A 15307-nucleotide genomic window follows, 5' to 3' on the forward strand; every position below is an offset into this window, starting at 1 on the left:
TTCCCGGCCCGGCATCGACGCGGCCGCGGGAATCGCTTTAAACGGGCTCCCTATCAGTAAGAGGAGATCGTTGTGGCCGAGAAAAAGCGCCCGAATATTCTGTTTTTCATCGCGATCGTGGTGATCGCGGCCGTCGCTGTGTTCGGTGGTCGCTGGTATGCCTATGTGGCCTATGCGAGCGATCCGTTCGATGAAGTGGGCATCAGCCTCAATATGAAGATGCCCGATTTCATTCGCGTCAAAGGCTGCGAGATGCTGAAGGCACGCTTCGAAGGCAAGACTTTGCCGCCGGCTGGCTGCAGCGTGAACGGCGCCTGGTAGGAAGATTGTGGGGGCCTTGACGTCCCGACGATCGGGGAACGGCGTTTTCAATTGCATCATTTTCGAGCAAATGAATACTCTGTTCGCAGTCAATGGGATGTAAAACTGTCGCGGAGCGGCTATATAGCGGCGAAATCCTTCCTTTCGTCTGCAAGAGCCCTTCATGGCCCCCATCATTTCCATCCGCAATCTCACGAAAATCTACAGTAACGGCTTTCAAGCACTGAAGGGCATCGATCTCGATGTGGAGAAGGGCGAAATCCTCGCGCTTCTCGGCCCGAATGGTGCGGGCAAGACGACGATGATCTCGATCGTCTGCGGCATTGCCAATCCGAGCGGGGGAACCGTGCTTGTCGGCGGCCACGACGTGGTCAAGGACTTCCGGGCGACCCGGTCGATGATCGGGCTGGTGCCGCAAGAGCTGACCACCGACCAGTTCGAGACGGTGTGGAACACGGTCAGCTTCTCGCGCGGCCTACATGGAAAAAAGGCCAATCCCGCGCATATCGAAAAGGTGCTGCGCGACCTGTCGCTGTGGGACAAGAAGGACAATACGCTGCGCCAGCTCTCCGGCGGCATGAAGCGGCGCGTCCTGATCGCCAAGGCCCTGAGCCACGAGCCTGAAATCCTCTTCCTCGACGAGCCGACGGCCGGCGTCGATGTGGCGCTGCGCAAGGACATGTGGCACGTCGTCGAGAAGCTGCGCGAGGCGGGCGTCACCATCATCCTGACGACGCACTATATCGAGGAGGCCGAGGAGATCGCCGACCGCGTCGGCGTGATCAATGGCGGAGAATTGCTTTTGGTCGAGGACAAGACGGCGCTGATGGCCAAGCTGGGCCGCAAGCAGTTGATCCTGGAGCTCACCGAGCCGCTCGAAGAGCTGCCCGCGAGCTTCGCCGGCAACGGCCTTGCGCTCACGGCGGGCGGCAATCGCCTGACCTATGAGTTCGATGCCGAAAACGACCAGGAAAGCATCGCCGCGCTGCTGACGCGACTTGCCGAACACAACATCCATTTCAAAGACCTGTCGACGCAGCAGAGTTCGCTCGAAGACATCTTCGTGGCGCTCGTGGGAGGCGCAAAATGAACTTCGAAGCCGTCAAATCCATCTATTTCTTCGAAATGGCCCGTACCCGCCGCACATTGCTGCAGAGCGTGGTTTCGCCCGTCATCTCGACGTCGCTCTACTTCATCGTCTTCGGTGCGGCCGTCGGATCGCGCATCCAGGAAGTCGAGGGAATCTCCTATGGCGCCTTCATCACGCCGGGCCTGATCATGCTGACGTTGCTCGGGCAGTGCATCGGCAACGGCTCCTTCGGCATCTACTTCCCGAAATTCACCGGTACCATCTACGAAGTGCTGTCGGCGCCGGTGGCGATGGCCGAGATCCTGCTCGGCTATGTCGGGGCGGCCTCGACCAAGGGGCTGATGATCGGGGTGATCATTCTGCTGACGGCGAATTTCTTCGTCGAGGTCAGGATCGAGCACCCGTTCATGATGGCGCTGTTCTTCGTCTTGACCGCCGTGACCTTCAGCCTGTTCGGCTTCATGATCGGTCTGTGGGCAAACAATTTCGAGCAGTTGAACCTGATCCCGATGCTGGTCGTGCCGCCGCTGACCTTCCTCGGCGGCAGCTTCTATTCGATCAACATGCTGCCGCCCTTCTGGCAGGCGGTCAGCCATTTCAATCCGGTGCTTTATCTGGTCAGCGGTTTCCGCTGGAGCTTCTACGGCATCGCCGACGTCAATCCGCTGATCAGCCTCGGTATGATCTCGCTGTTCCTGGCAATCTGCCTGGGCACGCTCGGCTGGATGTTCAGGACCGGCTACAAGCTGCGCAACTGATGCGGCTTCATCGCCGATCGATGGCCTCGCGCGACGGGGAATCTTCGTCGCGTTCCGGTCGGGCACTCAGCGTCATGTAGGTCACGATGACCACGATCGCGCCGAGGAAGAGGAGGCTGGTATAGATCGTCCCAAAGCCGAGACCGCCATACTCTACCGGCTGTGACAGCAGGTCGCCCAGGGATGCGCCAAGCGGACGCGTAACGATATAGGCGAGCCAGAAGGCGAGAATGGCGTTCATGCCACCGCGATAATAGGCGAGTGCGATCACCGCGATCACGCCTGCGAACAGCAAGGCTGTGCTGAGGTAGCCGAGCTCCATCCGTTCGGCGACGAGGTCGCCGGCGGCTGTGCCGAGCGCGAAGGTGAACAGGATCGCCAGCCAGTAGAGGGCTTCGCGCCGTGTCGTGAAGATGGTGTGGATGGAGAGCGTGCGTTCGAGCGCGTACCAGCCGAGGAAGGTCAGAAACAGCGCGATCGAAAAGCCGATGGTGGTGACATCAAGCGGGACGCCAAAGTTGTCGACCAGATTGTCGGTGACCAAGGTTCCGACAATGCTGATCAGCACGACGGCGGCCCAGTAAGCCGATGGGACGTATCGCTTCATCGAAAACTGGATGGCGATGGCGACCGCGAGGATGGCCGCCATGATCACGGAGGTTGCTGTCAGGCCGAGCCCCAAGTTGACGGCGAGATAATCGGCGGCCGTCTCGCCCATGGTGACGGCCATCAGCTTGATCAGCCAGAAATCGACCGTCACGTTCGGGACGCGGTTGGCGGGCTCGTGGCCCGCTCGAATGGCGTTTGTCATCAGATGCCTCGCTTCTTACTTGCCCATGATCTTCATGGCTTCGGCCAGAAACTTGTCGGAGCGCGCGTCGTCGTCGGCGTTGCAACGTTCGACGGCCTTTGTCTCCAGGTCGTTCACCTTCTTTGCGTCGGCATCCGCGAGCTTCGCAGCCGCCTTCGTGGCGCGCATGTCCTTCAGCATGTCCTCGCAAGGTGCCGGTGCGGCATGCGCCGGGATCGAGACGAGAACGAAGCCCAGGGCGACGAGGGCGTTCAGGATGCCTGCTGCGGCGATGGTCTTCATGATGTGTTTCCTTCTGGTGAGTGGTCGTGTTGAGCGGTGCGAGGCTTTGCTCGCCGATCCGCAAAACGGACACTAGGGGCACGGACATACGCTGGCCTCGCCGGCACCATACGTTTTCGTAAGGTTTGCAAAGCGCGATGGCATTCCCGCCGGAAACGGGTAGCTTGGCGATGCCGAATTGTAGGCGGAAGCAACGGACTTCAGGCATGTGGGTATTGGTGGTCGAAGACGACCGGCGGGCAGCCGATTACGTGGCAAGAGGGTTTATCCAGGCTGGCCATTCTTGCGATGTCGTTCATGACGGGCACGACGGGCTGTTTCAGGCTACGCGCGAAGCCTATGATGTCGTCATCGTCGACCGCATGCTGCCCGGGCTTGACGGCCTGTCTCTCGTAAAGGCTTTGCGGGCCGCGCGTATCAGCACACCGACGCTATTTCTGACCGCTGTTGGTGGGGTCGACGATCGCGTGGATGGACTGGAGGCGGGCGGGGACGACTATCTGGTCAAGCCCTTTGCCTTCTCAGAACTCCTGGCACGCGCGAACGCGCTGGCGCGGCGGCCGCGTCTGCAGGAACAGAAGACGATGCTGCGTGTGGCGGATCTGGAGCTCGATCTCCTGCGTCGGCAGGTGACGCGGGCAGGGCAGATCATCGACCTGCAGCCGCGTGAGTTTACGCTGCTGGAAGTGTTGATGCGTGGTGAGGGGCGTGTCGTGACGCGGACCATGCTGCTGGAACGCGTGTGGGACTTCCACTTCGATCCGAAAACGAGCGTGGTCGAAACGCATATCAGCCGCCTGAGGGCAAAGATCGACCGGCCGTTTCCGGTGCAGCTGCTGCATACGGTGCGCAACACGGGCTACAGTCTGCATGCGCCGCGTTAATCTCTTGCGCAGCACGCCCTTTCGCCTGGCGATGACCTTCGGCGTGCTTTTCGTCGCCGCCTTCCTGGTCGCCGGCGCGATCACCTATCACATGCTGAACAGCGGTCTCGAACGTCAGCTCGACGATACCGTCAACGAGATCTACAGCGCGATCGCCTCGACCTATGCGCAGAATGATGTCGAGGACCTGATCGCGGCGGTCAACACCTATTCGAGCCTGCGCTCTCCGGATCAGGGCGTGTTCTTGCTGAGCGACCCGAACGGCAAGCGGCTGGCCGGCAATCTGGCGCTCCCCGTTACGAGCGAAGGTCTGTCGAGCGTCGGTGCGTCGTCGTTGGGGTTGCCTGACGGACATTCCTATCGCGTGCGCAGCGGTCTTGTCGGCGGCAACCGGCTGGTGGTGGGCCGCAGCTTCGCGGAGAAGGAGAGGCTTGGCGAAATCCTGCTGGTAAGCCTCGGCTGGGCCGCCGGCGTCATCGTGCTGATCGCGGTTGGTGGCGGCGCTTTCCTGGCGACCAGAGCCCAGCGGCGCCTCGACGCGGTGGCGCGCACCATGATCGATGTCTCGAATGGAGAGCTTGCAACGCGTATTCCCTTGCGTGGGAATGGCGATGATATCGATCTGGTGTCAGAGAAGATCAATCATGCGCTCGATCGGCTGTCGGGGCTGGTGGAGGGCATGCGGCAGGTGAGCGCCGACATCGCGCACGAGCTCAAGACGCCGCTCAACAGGTTGAAGATGACGCTTGAAGATGCGGCGGAGCGAACGGAACGCGGCGAGCCGGTCGGGCAACAGATCGCCGACGCCTGCATGGAGAGCGATCAGATCAACGCCACTTTCGAGGCGCTGCTGAGGATTTCCCAGATCGAGGCCGGTGCCCGGCGGGCACGTTTCCAATCCGTCGATCTGGCCGATGTCATGTCGTCGGTCACGGAGATATACCGCGACGTGGCTGTCGATGCCGGCCAGACGTTGCGTTTTGTCGCGGTCGATGGTGCCGGCATGCAGCTGATGGGGGATCGCGAACTGCTGATCCAGATGTTCGTGAACCTGATTGAGAACGCCATCAACCACAGTGGGACAGGAACGCTCATCGAACTTTCGCTGGCACGCCGCGACAATCTGCTTCTGGCCCGAGTGGCGGACAACGGCGTCGGGATTCCGACCGCGGAGCACACGAAGGTGTTTCGCCGGCTCTATAGGCTCGACAAGAGCCGGACGTCGGCGGGCAGCGGTTTGGGCTTGAGCCTGGTCAAGGCAGTTGCCGATCTGCATTCGGCCGAGGTGATGCTGGAAGACAACCAGCCTGGAACGCGCGTCCTGGTTCGTTTTCCTGTCCTGCGCTAGGCAGTTGCAGCTAGTCGCGCATCCTCAGTTCGTCGGTCTGCATCTGCAGCGAACCCAAGGTCTCCAGGAAGCTCATGCCGAGCAGGCTTTGGTCGAGCCGGCCATCCTCGGCGACGCTGCCGGCGACGTTGTTGCGCACGATGGGGCCGATCGCCACCTCGGACAGCGTGACGGGGGCCGCCTGGGCGCGCCCGTTGGCGGTCATCACGCTCATCGAATAGGTGAGGTTATCCGGGATGATGCCGACACGCTCGGCGTCCTCGCGCGAGAGAGCAATCATGCTGGCGCCGGTGTCGACAAGCATCGTGATTGTCTGGCCGTTGATCTCGACATCGGCTTCGAAATGGCCGTTCAGCAGCTTGTGCAGGATGACTTCCTTGCCGCCCTCGCTGGTGGTGACGACCACGGCGCGGCCGGGAATGAGGCCGGCCAGTAGCCGGTTGCCGACGCTGAGCGCGTCGTAGCGATAGAGATAGGCAGTGGCGAGGCCGAGGATCAGCACCAGCCAGATCATCATATGGCGCATCGTCTCGCCGACGCTGATGCGCCTTCCCCATATGCCCGCGGCCAGCATGAGCGCGATGGGGAGAAGATAGAGCATGCGGCCGAAATCGTCGGTCCTGACGCCGAGGATCTTGGGGCTGTCGTGATTGAAGAGCAATATGAGAAGGCCGATGCCGAGACCGCCAAGTCCAATCGTCAGCCTGTTCATGCGGTGAGCTCCGTGCTTGCCATCGTCTCGCGCGACGCCGCTGATGGGATCGCTTTCATCCTGGCGGGCAGCAGGCGCATGAGCGCGTGCCTCTCTTCATCCGAAAACGCCGCCCAGCCGACAATCTCCTCGATCGTTCGACCGCAACCCGCGCAAAAGCCGCTGGATGAATCAATGGAGCAGATGTTGATGCACGGGCTTATCATGACAAATGATATCGTTGTTTCACAAAGCCATGGCAAGAGCGCACAGCGCCGCCATCTCGGAAATTTGAGCGGTGGCGCCCAGCGTATCGCCGGTATGGCCGGACAGGGTCACACGGGCCACTCGGGTGAAGATCATAGCGCTGAGGCCGCAGGCGAGCAGGGCGCAGATGAGCGGAAGAAGGCCGAGGCTCGGCCAGATCAGCAGTGCCGCCAGCGCGCAGGCCGAGACGACCGCCATCTGCATGACGCCTTCACTGGGCTGCCCAACAGCGGCCGCAACGCCATCGGCCTTGGCCGGCGGCAGGCGGTGCCAGTGCCAGACCAGAGCGCCGCGGCTGATGCAGCCGATGGCGGGCAGGGCGAGGGCTGCCGCGAATGGCACGACGCCGCGCGCAATCGCGGCGATGGCAGCGGCGCGAATGGCAAAGGAGAGGATTAACGCGATGGCGCCATAGCTGCCGATGCGGCTGTCCTTCATGATCGACAGCCGCTGGGCGCGGTCGCGGCCGCCACCGATGCCGTCTGCGCAATCGGCAAGGCCGTCCTCGTGCAGCGCGCCCGAGACGATCGCCTGTACCGCCAGCGCCACCAGCGCCGACATCAGCCGGTCGGCGCGCAGCCCGAGCATGACGAACAGAACGATCGCGGGCAGCAGGCCGATGATGAGGCCGGCAACGGGAAAGGCGCGCGCGACGCGGCCGAGTTTTCCGTCATATCCCGCAAAGGCCGCTTTCGGCATGGGAATGCGGCTCAGGAATGCGACGGCGCGCGCGATATCCGCCACATAGGTTGCGATGTTCATGGCGCGTCCGCTCCCGGGGATGATGTCTGGCGCTTTTTAGAGTTGTTCCGCTTCGCGGCTGGATTTAAGAGTGGCCGCGAAAGAAGCTGATTTGCAGCCATAAGACAAGTTTACAGACGAGACAAGGAAGCCGCATCCATGAGCGTTTCAGGCCTGCCGTTCGACGATTTCCGGACACTTCTGCGCGATCTGCCGGGGCCGGATCCACGGGCGCTTGTCGCTGCCCGCGAGCGCGATGCACAGTTGACCAAGCCGCCGGGCTCGCTCGGCCGTCTTGAGGAGATCGCTTTCTGGCTGGCCGCCTGGACGGGCCGCACGCCCGCCGTCAACCGGCCGCTGGTGGCGATCTTCGCCGGCAACCATGGTGTCGTGAAGCAGGGCATCACGCCCTTTCCGCCGACGGTGACGCAACAGATGGTCGAAAACTTTGCTGCCGGTGGCGCTGCGATCAACCAGATCTGCGTCGCCTATGATCTCGGGCTCAAGGTGTTCGACCTGGCGCTCGATTACCCGACCGGCGATATCACCGAGGAGCCCGCGCTCTCGGAGCGTGATTGCGCCGCCACCATGGCCTTCGGCATGGAGGCGATTGCCGGCGGCACCGATCTGCTTTGCATCGGTGAGATGGGCATCGGCAACACGACGATCGCCGCATCGATCAACTACGCGCTTTACGGTGGCAATGCCCGTGACTGGGTCGGCCCCGGCACGGGTTCGGAAGGGGAGATGTTCGAGCGCAAGGTTGCAGCCGTCGAAAAGGCGGTGGCGCTGCACAGCGATCATCTCGACGATCCGCTGGAGATCATGCGCCGCCTCGGCGGCCGCGAGATCGCCGCGATGGCGGGCGCGATCCTTGCCGCACGTGTCGAGCGCATTCCGGTGCTGATCGACGGTTACGTGGCGACGGCCGCCGCCGCCATCCTGCAGGCGGCCAACCCTTCAGCGCTCGATCACTGCCTGATCGGTCACGTCTCCGGCGAACCGGGCCACCTGAAGGCGATCGAGATGCTTGGCAAGACGCCGCTTCTGGCGCTCGGCATGCGGCTCGGTGAAGGCACGGGGGCAGCGCTTGCCGCCGGCATCGTCAAGGCGGCCGCGGCATGCCACTCCGGCATGGCGACCTTCGCGCAGGCAGGTGTGACAAACAAGCACGAACACTGAGCTCATCGCCTGGGTCCAGGGGCGGCGTTCAGGTTCGTGACAGGTTTATGACAGATGGCTTGCGACGCGAGCGTGTACACGCTATTCGCATTTTTCTGATATGAAGCGGCAGGCATTGCCGCCATCTACCTGACGACGAGGACGCCTGATGAAACCTGCCGTGACCAAACTCACCGGCATCAGCCACTTTTTTGCCGCCGCCAGTTACTCGCTCGGCGGCTTCAAGCGACTGATCAAGGAGGCCGCGTTCCGGCAGGAGCTACTCTTCGCCGCCGTCGCGCTAATCCTGCTTCTGGCGGTGGGCGCGACGCTTGTCGAACTGATGATCGCAGTCGTCCTGTTCCTGATCGTCTTCGCCATCGAGGCGCTCAACACCGCGATCGAGGAAGTCATCGATCGCATTTCTCCCGAAATCTCAAGCGTCGGCAAGCACGCCAAGGATCTCGGCTCGTTCGCCGTGCTCTGCATGCTGACCGCCTGCGGCATCTTCATGCTGTTTACGATCGGCAAGCATTTGATGTTCGGCTGAGGGCCGGTTACCAGTCTATGATGTAATCGGTTGTGTTTACGCCGTAAGTGCATCTTTTGAGTGTTTTTAGTAGGAGTCATTGTTCTTCGCATCAAATTGGTGTGAGGGGCAATTTCCATGACTGATGGCTTTTTCGAGCGTGTCTTTTCCGACGTTCGCTCTGATGAGCGAAACAGATATGCCATGCTGCTGTTGATGGTCGGAGCAGCGGCCATCATATTCACGTTCGTCTTCATGGCATTCGCGCAACTCGGCGGACGCTTAGGGGCGGTCGGTGTTGGCGGTTTGATCGTGCTTGTCGGGATATCGATCGGCGGACTACTGGGGTTTCTGTTTTCCGTCCCGCGTGTGCTCGCGAAGGACACACCTCCGCCGGCCCTTCCGCTCAGCGATGCTGTCGCCACTCGCCCTAGCATCGGGGCCCTAAATACGGCTGTTCGGCGCGAGCGCCTGCTGAGTTCAAACACCAATCTGGAGCGGATATCGGAATGGCTGACAACTATGCTTGTCGGTGTCGGACTTACGCAGATCGGTTCGGTGGATAAGGCGTTTTCGCAGTTCAGCGATTTTCTACGCCGAAGGGCGATGGTTTTCTCCGATGATGGGTACGCGACGGCTGGCGTGCTCCCTGCGGTTGGTCCCTTCTTGCTCGTATGCGGGTTGGTCAGCGGCTTTATCTTCTTTTACATCTATACGCGCATATATTTGTCGCCACTGTTTCAGCGCGTCGAGGTGTTGCTCTCGGACCCCGAAGGTGAAACCTTGGAGGTCGGCGTCAGTGATTTCAATGCAGCGGCTGCCAGTCTCGCAGACGCCGCCACTCTTGCCGAAGAGCCGGAAGATTTGTGGATCAGCTATGCGTCCAGGGCGCCTGACATGTCGATTGACGACAGTCTCAGCGTGATACAAGAGCTTTTATATAAGCCAGAAGGCTATGCACGCGCGATCGAACTCGGCTCCAAGCTGGTCGACACGCCCGCCGTCAAGACCGCGCGATATTGGTATCTGATGGCGGCAGCAAATGGTCAAAAACACCACAAGCTCAAGGAGACTGGCGCGTCTGAGAAAGACAGGCTGTCAACGCGCCGGGCTGTGATCAACGCCACCAGGAAAGCTGTCCGCCTAAATTCGAACTATAAATGGCAATTGCTTGATCTGACTAATCCGAATGCTTACGACAACGACCTGCAGGACTTTGCCGACGACAAGGACTTCAAGGCGATCGTTCGATAATTCGTCTCAAGCAAAACTGCGGCGCTTGCGAGAAACGGCCTGTGCGTCCTCGACGGCCGGAACCGATTGCAGCACGCGTCGAGCCGGCAGGATGGCGATGACTTCGGTGCCTTCGCGCAGCTTGGATTTCAGGATGAACTGGCCGTCGTGCTTGGCGAGGATCGCCTGAACGATCGGCAGGCCGAGGCCGGTGCCCTGTTCGGCGCTCTTGATGGCGATCGAGCCTTGGCCGAAGGCGGAAAGGACGACCGGTATTTCGTCTTCGGGAATTCCTGGTCCATTGTCCTTGATCGAGATGTACTGGCCGCCGCCGGCAGTCCAGCCGACCTTGACCATGATCTCGCCGCCCTGTGGCGTGAATTTCACGGCGTTGGACAGGAGATTGAGGATCACCTGGCGCATCGATTTCTCGTCGGCCCAAACGGCCGGCAGCTCTAACTCGAACTGCTGGGAGATGGTGATGTTCTTGCCGCGTGCGCGCAACTGCACCATGCCGATGCAGTCTTCGGAGATATCCAGCAGCGAGATCGCTTCTTCGCTGAGCTCGTATTTGCCGGCCTCGATGCGGGAGAGGTCGAGGATTTCGTTGATCAGGTTCAAAAGATGCTGGCCCGAGCGGTGGATGTCGCTGGTATATTCCTTGTAAGTCGCGTTGTTCAGCGGTCCCATGACTTCGGCTGACATCACCTCGGAGAAGCCGAGGATGGCGTTGAGCGGCGTTCGCAGCTCGTGAGACATGGATGCGAGGAAGCGGGACTTGGCGAGGTTTGCCTCTTCGGCCCGTCGCCGTGCTTCGTCCGACATGGACTTGGCAACTTCAAGCTCGGCGATCAGGTCGTCCTTCTCCGCCTGATAGGAGAGGATGCGCAGGTTCTGCCGGAAGAGGCGGTCGCTGATGTAATGGAAGAAGATGACGGTGGTGGTCAGTGTCGCGGTCAGGCTGATCTCGAGGATCTCGCGCGAAATGCCGGATTTGGCGACGAGCGCGAAGACGACGGGGGAGAAGGTCACCAGCACGCACAGCGTCAGCATGTAGTTCCACATTGCCGTCAGCGACAGCGCGATCAGAAGCGTCGCGCCCTTGTAGAGCACGAGGTTGGCCGGCTCGCAGGCGGCGCAGTCCTGGATCGCGAAATAGGCCCAGCAGCAACCGATCAGGAACTGGCCGAGCAGGAGCAAGCGGCGCCATTTGCGGGTGCGGATCGCCGTCATCTCGCGCTTGCGGGCGCGGCGCGCGAGAAACACGTTGGCGGCATGGGCCGTCAGCGTCAATATGGCCCAGAGCACGATCTGGGTGTCGCCGGTGAAATAGATGCCGAGGATCGCGATGATGATCACGAAAAGCGGGATGATCGAAGCGCCCTGAAGCACGGCATTGATATAGAGGTTCAGCACATCGCGATCGAAGGCGCCGCTTGGCGCATGGCTCGATTGCAGGCGCTCACGCGTCACCCGCACAGCCTTTGCGACGGGCTTGTTGCGGTGACTCCGTGATTTGTCGACGATATTCTTATCTGTCGATGTGCTTACGCCGTTACTCATTATACACGTGACGCTTGATCTGCGGGTACGTGAACATTAGGGCTCAAATATTAAGAAGTTGTTTGCCAATTTTCCCAAGGGTTTGTTTTTGAAGGAGGCGAAACCGTGACGCGGGGTTTCGGAACCGTTCGTGACGGTGTGGCGGCCTTTGCGCTGCTCGCATTCATCTGGCTGATCGCGGCCAAGCTGAACGACGTCCCCGAGATTTCCCACTCCGGCCGCTTCCACGCAGCCGATGGCGATAGCCTTGCGATCGGTGACGAGAGGATGCGGCTGAAGGGGATCGATGCGCCCGAGCTTGCCCAGACCTGCGATCGTGGTGGGGCGCGATGGGCGTGCGGGCAGGAAGCCAAGCGCCTGCTGCAGAGCCTTGTTGCCGGTGATGATGCGCGCTGCGTGGGAACCGAGAGGGATCGCTTTCAGCGGTTGCTCGTCGTGTGTCATGCGGGCGGTACGGATATCAATGCGGTGATGGTGCGGCGGGGCATGGCGGTTTCCTACGGCGCTTATGGTGACGAGGAGGCCGAGGCGCGGGCGGAGAAGGCTGGTCTTTGGGCCGGCTCTTTCGAGAGGCCACGTGACTTCCGCGATCACAGGCAGGATGTCGAGCGCTCAGGCGGCGTCAGAGGATTTTTCGGATGGTAGGCGCGGCTGATGGGCTGGAGGAGATGCGCGAGGCGATCGCCGGCTGCCGGATCTGTCGCGACGCGCCGCTGCGCGGGCCAGAGCATCGGCTGTCGCATGAGCCACGGCCGGTAGCTGTCATTTCGACCAAGGCGAGGATACTGATCGCGGGGCAAGCGCCGGGGCTGAAGGTGCATGAGAGCGGCATTCCCTTCAACGATGCGTCGGGCGACCGGCTGCGCGAATGGCTGCAGGTCGATCGCGATACATTCTACGATCGCGACCGTTTCGCCATCGTGCCGATGGGTTTCTGCTTTCCGGGTTATGACGCCAAGGGCAGCGATCTGCCGCCCCGGCGCGAATGCGCGCCGCGCTGGCGCTCGCCCGTGATCGCGGCCATGCCACAGATCGAACTGGTGCTGGTGATCGGGCAATATGCGCAGGCCTGGCATCTGGGGAGCGAGCGGCGTGGTAGCGTGACCGAGACAGTGGGGATGTGGCGGGAGATCCTGTTTGCCAATCGATCGCCGGCGATCCTGCCGCTGCCGCATCCGAGCTGGCGCAACACGGGCTGGATCAGGCGCAATCCGTGGTTCGAAGAGGAATTGCTGCCAGCCTTACGGGCGCGCATCACAATGCTTGTGAACTGAAACAAATTTCTTTCAACTGGCCGGAATCACGCTATACATAGAAAATAATTCGTAGGGGTGGGGTAAATGGACCGTCTAGACCGCAAGATTCTGCGCCTTTTGCAGGAAGATTCCACGTTGGCGGTTGCCGATCTCGCAAAGAAGGTCGGCCTTTCCACGACCCCTTGCTGGCGTCGTATCCAGAAAATGGAAGAAGACGGCGTCATCAAGCGCCGTGTGGCCATTCTCGATCCCGAGAAGGTCAACACCAAGGTCACGGTTTTCGTCTCCATCCGCACCGCCACGCATTCGATCGAATGGCTGCGGCGGTTTTCGGAAGTGGTGGCGGAATTCCCTGAGGTCGTCGAGTTCTACCGCATGAGCGGCGACGTGGATTACCTGCTGCGCGTCGTCGTGCCCGATATCGCGGCCTATGACGCCTTCTACAAGCGGATGATCGCCAAGATCGAAATCCGCGACGTCTCCTCGGCTTTTGCGATGGAGCAGATCAAGTATTCGACGCAGCTGCCGCTCGACTACATGATCCTCGACAACTCGAAGTCCAACGAAGACTGAGTTCAGCCCTTGAGGACTGAGCCCTTCTTTTGAACGCGGGCGAGAATTTTCTCGCTCGTCAATTCCCCTGCCGCATCCTTGCCGATCCATCGGGCGGTCTTGTCCGCGTCGGCGGCCAGCCGTTCCGCCTGCTTCAACGCAAGGGCGTGGCAATGCTGGTTGCGCTTGCCGATGTTGCGGAGCGCCCAGTTGACGGCCTTGCGCACGAAATTGCGCGGATCGGTGGCGTGGCGTTCGATGAGCGGCAGGAAGCCGATGAGCGTTTCGTCCGGCTCCGTCTTCATGTGAACGGCGGCGCTGGCGATCATCGTAAAGGCGGTGCGGCGGACGAATTCGCGATCATCCGCCGCCATGGCGGGGATCAGCGGCAGCAGCCTTGCCTTGACGAAGAGGTCGGCGGCGGTATCGACAATCTCCCAGGAGCGGAAGTCGTCAGCCCATTTTCGGGCCTGTGTCTCCGTCAGCTGCTTCGGGTCGGCCGTGTAAAGCGCGAGCAGGCGCGCCTCCCTGATATCGCTTTGCCACAGTGCCAGCGCCCGCGCGTGGTCTTTTTTCACCGTGCGGGCGATCATCTGCATGGCCGGGTTGGAGATACCGAGCGCCGTGTCGGTCACGATGCCGAAACGGCGCATTCCTGATATCGCTTCCTCCGAGCGCAACGTGCGCAGATACGCGATCAGCTCCACTGCGCTGGAGGAGGGGCCGATCATTTTTCGAGGCGGGCGAGCAGCGAGGACGTGTCCCAGCGATTGCCGCCCATCGCCTGGACGTCGCCGTAGAACTGATCGACGAGGGCGGTGAGGGGCAGCTTGGCGCCGTTGTGGCGTGCTTCGTCGAGAACGATGCCGAGATCCTTGCGCATCCAGTCGATGGCGAAGCCGAAGTCGTACTTGCCCTCGTTCATGGTCTTGTGGCGGTTTTCCATCTGCCAGGAGCCGGCGGCACCCTTGGAGATGACGTCGACGACCTTCTCGATGTCGAGGCCGGCGCGCTTGCCGAAATGAATGCCCTCGGCGAGACCCTGGACGATGCCGGCGATGCAGATCTGATTGATCATCTTGGTGAGCTGGCCGGCACCCGGCGCGCCCATCAGCCCGACCATGCGGGCGAATGCATCGATCACGGGCTTGGCCTTCTCATAGACGGCGTCCTCGGCGCCGCACATGACCGTCAACACGCCGTTTTCGGCGCCTGCCTGGCCGCCCGATACGGGAGCGTCGATGAAGCCCACGCCCTTTTCCTTTGCGGCGGCGTAGAGTTCGCGGGCGACATCGGCACTGGCGGTGGTGTTGTCGATCAGGATCGCGCCCGCTTTCATGGTCTGCAGAACACCGTCCTTGCCTGATGTCACCGAGCGGAGATCGTCGTCATTGCCGACGCAGGTGAAGACGAAATCGGCATCGCGGGCGGCTTCGGCCGGCGTCGGGGCCGACTTGCCGCCGAATTTCTCGGCCCAGGCGGCCGCCTTGGCAGCGGTGCGGTTATAGACAGTGACATCATGGCCGCCTTTCACCTTCAGATGACCTGCCATGGGAAAACCCATGACGCCGAGACCGATGAATGCGACTTTTGCCATGTACCTATCCTTTCATGAATGCGTGCTTGAGGAGTAGCCCAAATAGGGCGAGGCGAAAAGCCGCCGAAGTGATGCGCGGCGTCCGGCTTGGAACAAAATTCCGCTCAAGGCCCGAAATCGGGTCAGGATAATTTCGAGCGGGCCGAAAATCACAAACATAATTGTCGATATAATTTATAGATTTCAGCAGAATTTCCCTCATCGCAAACACGGCGGCTTCGGA

The 15307-nt window shown here is 61.2% G+C and carries 19 protein-coding genes; 11 read left to right on the plus strand and 8 right to left on the minus strand.

Features of this window, described 5'->3' with window-relative positions:
- Positions 1-72: 72 nt before the first annotated feature.
- The 3 genes from ACCD05_RS05280 (at position 73) to ACCD05_RS05290 (ending at position 2169) form a co-directional block, all read left to right on the plus strand.
- Positions 73-321, plus strand: a complete 249-nt coding sequence (locus tag ACCD05_RS05280; RefSeq protein ID WP_018900603.1) for a hypothetical protein — start codon at positions 73-75, stop codon at positions 319-321.
- A 163-nt stretch (positions 322-484) separates the two neighbouring features.
- The gene (locus ACCD05_RS05285; RefSeq protein WP_209233643.1) at positions 485-1411 is read left to right on the plus strand and encodes an ABC transporter ATP-binding protein; all 927 of its coding nucleotides are present in this window, start codon (positions 485-487) and stop codon (positions 1409-1411) included.
- Complete coding sequence (locus ACCD05_RS05290) at positions 1408-2169, plus strand: ABC transporter permease (RefSeq protein ID WP_413391480.1); 762 nt, start codon at positions 1408-1410, stop codon at positions 2167-2169. Before ACCD05_RS05285 ends, ACCD05_RS05290 begins: the two co-directional genes overlap by 4 nt.
- Before the next feature lie 7 nt (positions 2170-2176).
- Here ACCD05_RS05290 and ACCD05_RS05295 read toward each other — a convergent pair whose 3' ends face one another.
- Positions 2177-2980, minus strand: a complete 804-nt coding sequence (locus tag ACCD05_RS05295; RefSeq protein ID WP_413391482.1) for a hypothetical protein — start codon at positions 2978-2980, stop codon at positions 2177-2179.
- 15 nt (positions 2981-2995) lie between these two features.
- Positions 2996-3262 (minus strand): hypothetical protein, encoded by a 267-nt coding sequence (locus tag ACCD05_RS05300; RefSeq protein ID WP_113011198.1) that lies wholly within the window; start codon positions 3260-3262, stop codon positions 2996-2998.
- 206 nt (positions 3263-3468) lie between these two features.
- Between ACCD05_RS05300 and ACCD05_RS05305 the strand changes: the two genes are divergently transcribed.
- Together ACCD05_RS05305 and ACCD05_RS05310 are read left to right on the plus strand one after the other, a co-directional pair.
- On the plus strand, positions 3469-4146 hold the full coding sequence (locus ACCD05_RS05305) for a winged helix-turn-helix domain-containing protein (RefSeq protein WP_413391484.1): 678 nt from the start codon (positions 3469-3471) through the stop codon (positions 4144-4146).
- Positions 4133-5494: an ATP-binding protein gene (locus ACCD05_RS05310; protein ID WP_413391486.1), complete on the plus strand. Its 1362-nt coding sequence runs from the start codon at positions 4133-4135 to the stop codon at positions 5492-5494. Before ACCD05_RS05305 ends, ACCD05_RS05310 begins: the two co-directional genes overlap by 14 nt.
- A 10-nt stretch (positions 5495-5504) precedes the next feature.
- Here the strand turns inward: ACCD05_RS05310 and ACCD05_RS05315 are convergent, their stop codons facing one another.
- From ACCD05_RS05315 to ACCD05_RS05325, 3 genes are read right to left on the minus strand one after another with little or no spacing between them, the layout of a single operon-like run.
- Positions 5505-6206, minus strand: coding sequence for a TIGR02281 family clan AA aspartic protease (locus tag ACCD05_RS05315; protein ID WP_112941682.1), 702 nt, complete (start codon positions 6204-6206; stop codon positions 5505-5507).
- Entirely contained in the window at positions 6203-6412 is a 210-nt protein-coding gene (locus tag ACCD05_RS05320) for a DUF1289 domain-containing protein (RefSeq protein WP_112980500.1), read from the minus strand. The genes ACCD05_RS05315 and ACCD05_RS05320 overlap by 4 nt, the downstream gene beginning before the upstream one ends.
- Positions 6413-6431: 19 nt before the next feature.
- On the minus strand, positions 6432-7214 hold the full coding sequence (locus tag ACCD05_RS05325) for an adenosylcobinamide-GDP ribazoletransferase (RefSeq protein ID WP_413391488.1): 783 nt from the start codon (positions 7212-7214) through the stop codon (positions 6432-6434).
- Between the two features lie 138 nt (positions 7215-7352).
- Here ACCD05_RS05325 and cobT point away from each other — a divergent pair, with 138 nt between their 5' ends.
- From cobT to ACCD05_RS05340, 3 genes are all read left to right on the plus strand, one after another.
- Positions 7353-8375 carry a nicotinate-nucleotide--dimethylbenzimidazole phosphoribosyltransferase gene (cobT, locus tag ACCD05_RS05330; protein WP_047512304.1) on the plus strand — a complete coding sequence of 341 codons (1023 nt, stop codon included), beginning with the start codon at positions 7353-7355 and terminating at the stop codon, positions 8373-8375.
- A gap of 148 nt (positions 8376-8523) precedes the next feature.
- Complete coding sequence (locus tag ACCD05_RS05335; protein ID WP_018900596.1) at positions 8524-8904, plus strand: diacylglycerol kinase; 381 nt, start codon at positions 8524-8526, stop codon at positions 8902-8904.
- 117 nt (positions 8905-9021) lie between these two features.
- Positions 9022-10137 carry a hypothetical protein gene (locus ACCD05_RS05340; protein ID WP_413391491.1) on the plus strand — a complete coding sequence of 372 codons (1116 nt, stop codon included), beginning with the start codon at positions 9022-9024 and terminating at the stop codon, positions 10135-10137.
- 6 nt (positions 10138-10143) lie between these two features.
- Here ACCD05_RS05340 and ACCD05_RS05345 read toward each other — a convergent pair whose 3' ends face one another.
- Positions 10144-11679: a sensor histidine kinase gene (locus ACCD05_RS05345; protein WP_111563492.1), complete on the minus strand. Its 1536-nt coding sequence runs from the start codon at positions 11677-11679 to the stop codon at positions 10144-10146.
- A gap of 105 nt (positions 11680-11784) precedes the next feature.
- On the opposite strand from ACCD05_RS05345, the gene ACCD05_RS05350 reads away from it, so the two are divergent.
- From ACCD05_RS05350 to ACCD05_RS05360, 3 genes are all read left to right on the plus strand, one after another.
- Complete coding sequence (locus ACCD05_RS05350; RefSeq protein WP_413391493.1) at positions 11785-12324, plus strand: thermonuclease family protein; 540 nt, start codon at positions 11785-11787, stop codon at positions 12322-12324.
- Positions 12318-12953: a uracil-DNA glycosylase family protein gene (locus ACCD05_RS05355; protein ID WP_413391495.1), complete on the plus strand. Its 636-nt coding sequence runs from the start codon at positions 12318-12320 to the stop codon at positions 12951-12953. The genes ACCD05_RS05350 and ACCD05_RS05355 overlap by 7 nt, the downstream gene beginning before the upstream one ends.
- 66 nt (positions 12954-13019) lie before the next feature.
- On the plus strand, positions 13020-13508 hold the full coding sequence (locus ACCD05_RS05360) for an Lrp/AsnC family transcriptional regulator (RefSeq protein WP_111563495.1): 489 nt from the start codon (positions 13020-13022) through the stop codon (positions 13506-13508).
- A 2-nt stretch (positions 13509-13510) separates the two neighbouring features.
- Here ACCD05_RS05360 and ACCD05_RS05365 read toward each other — a convergent pair whose 3' ends face one another.
- Entirely contained in the window at positions 13511-14218 is a 708-nt protein-coding gene (locus tag ACCD05_RS05365; RefSeq protein WP_413391498.1) for a DNA alkylation repair protein, read from the minus strand.
- Positions 14215-15084, minus strand: a complete 870-nt coding sequence (locus ACCD05_RS05370; RefSeq protein WP_209233632.1) for an NAD(P)-dependent oxidoreductase — start codon at positions 15082-15084, stop codon at positions 14215-14217. The genes ACCD05_RS05365 and ACCD05_RS05370 overlap by 4 nt, the downstream gene beginning before the upstream one ends.
- Between the last annotated feature and the right edge of the window lie 223 nt (positions 15085-15307).

It is taken from the genome of Rhizobium sp. Rhizsp42 (assembly GCF_047304155.1).
GTDB lineage: Bacteria > Pseudomonadota > Alphaproteobacteria > Rhizobiales > Rhizobiaceae > Rhizobium.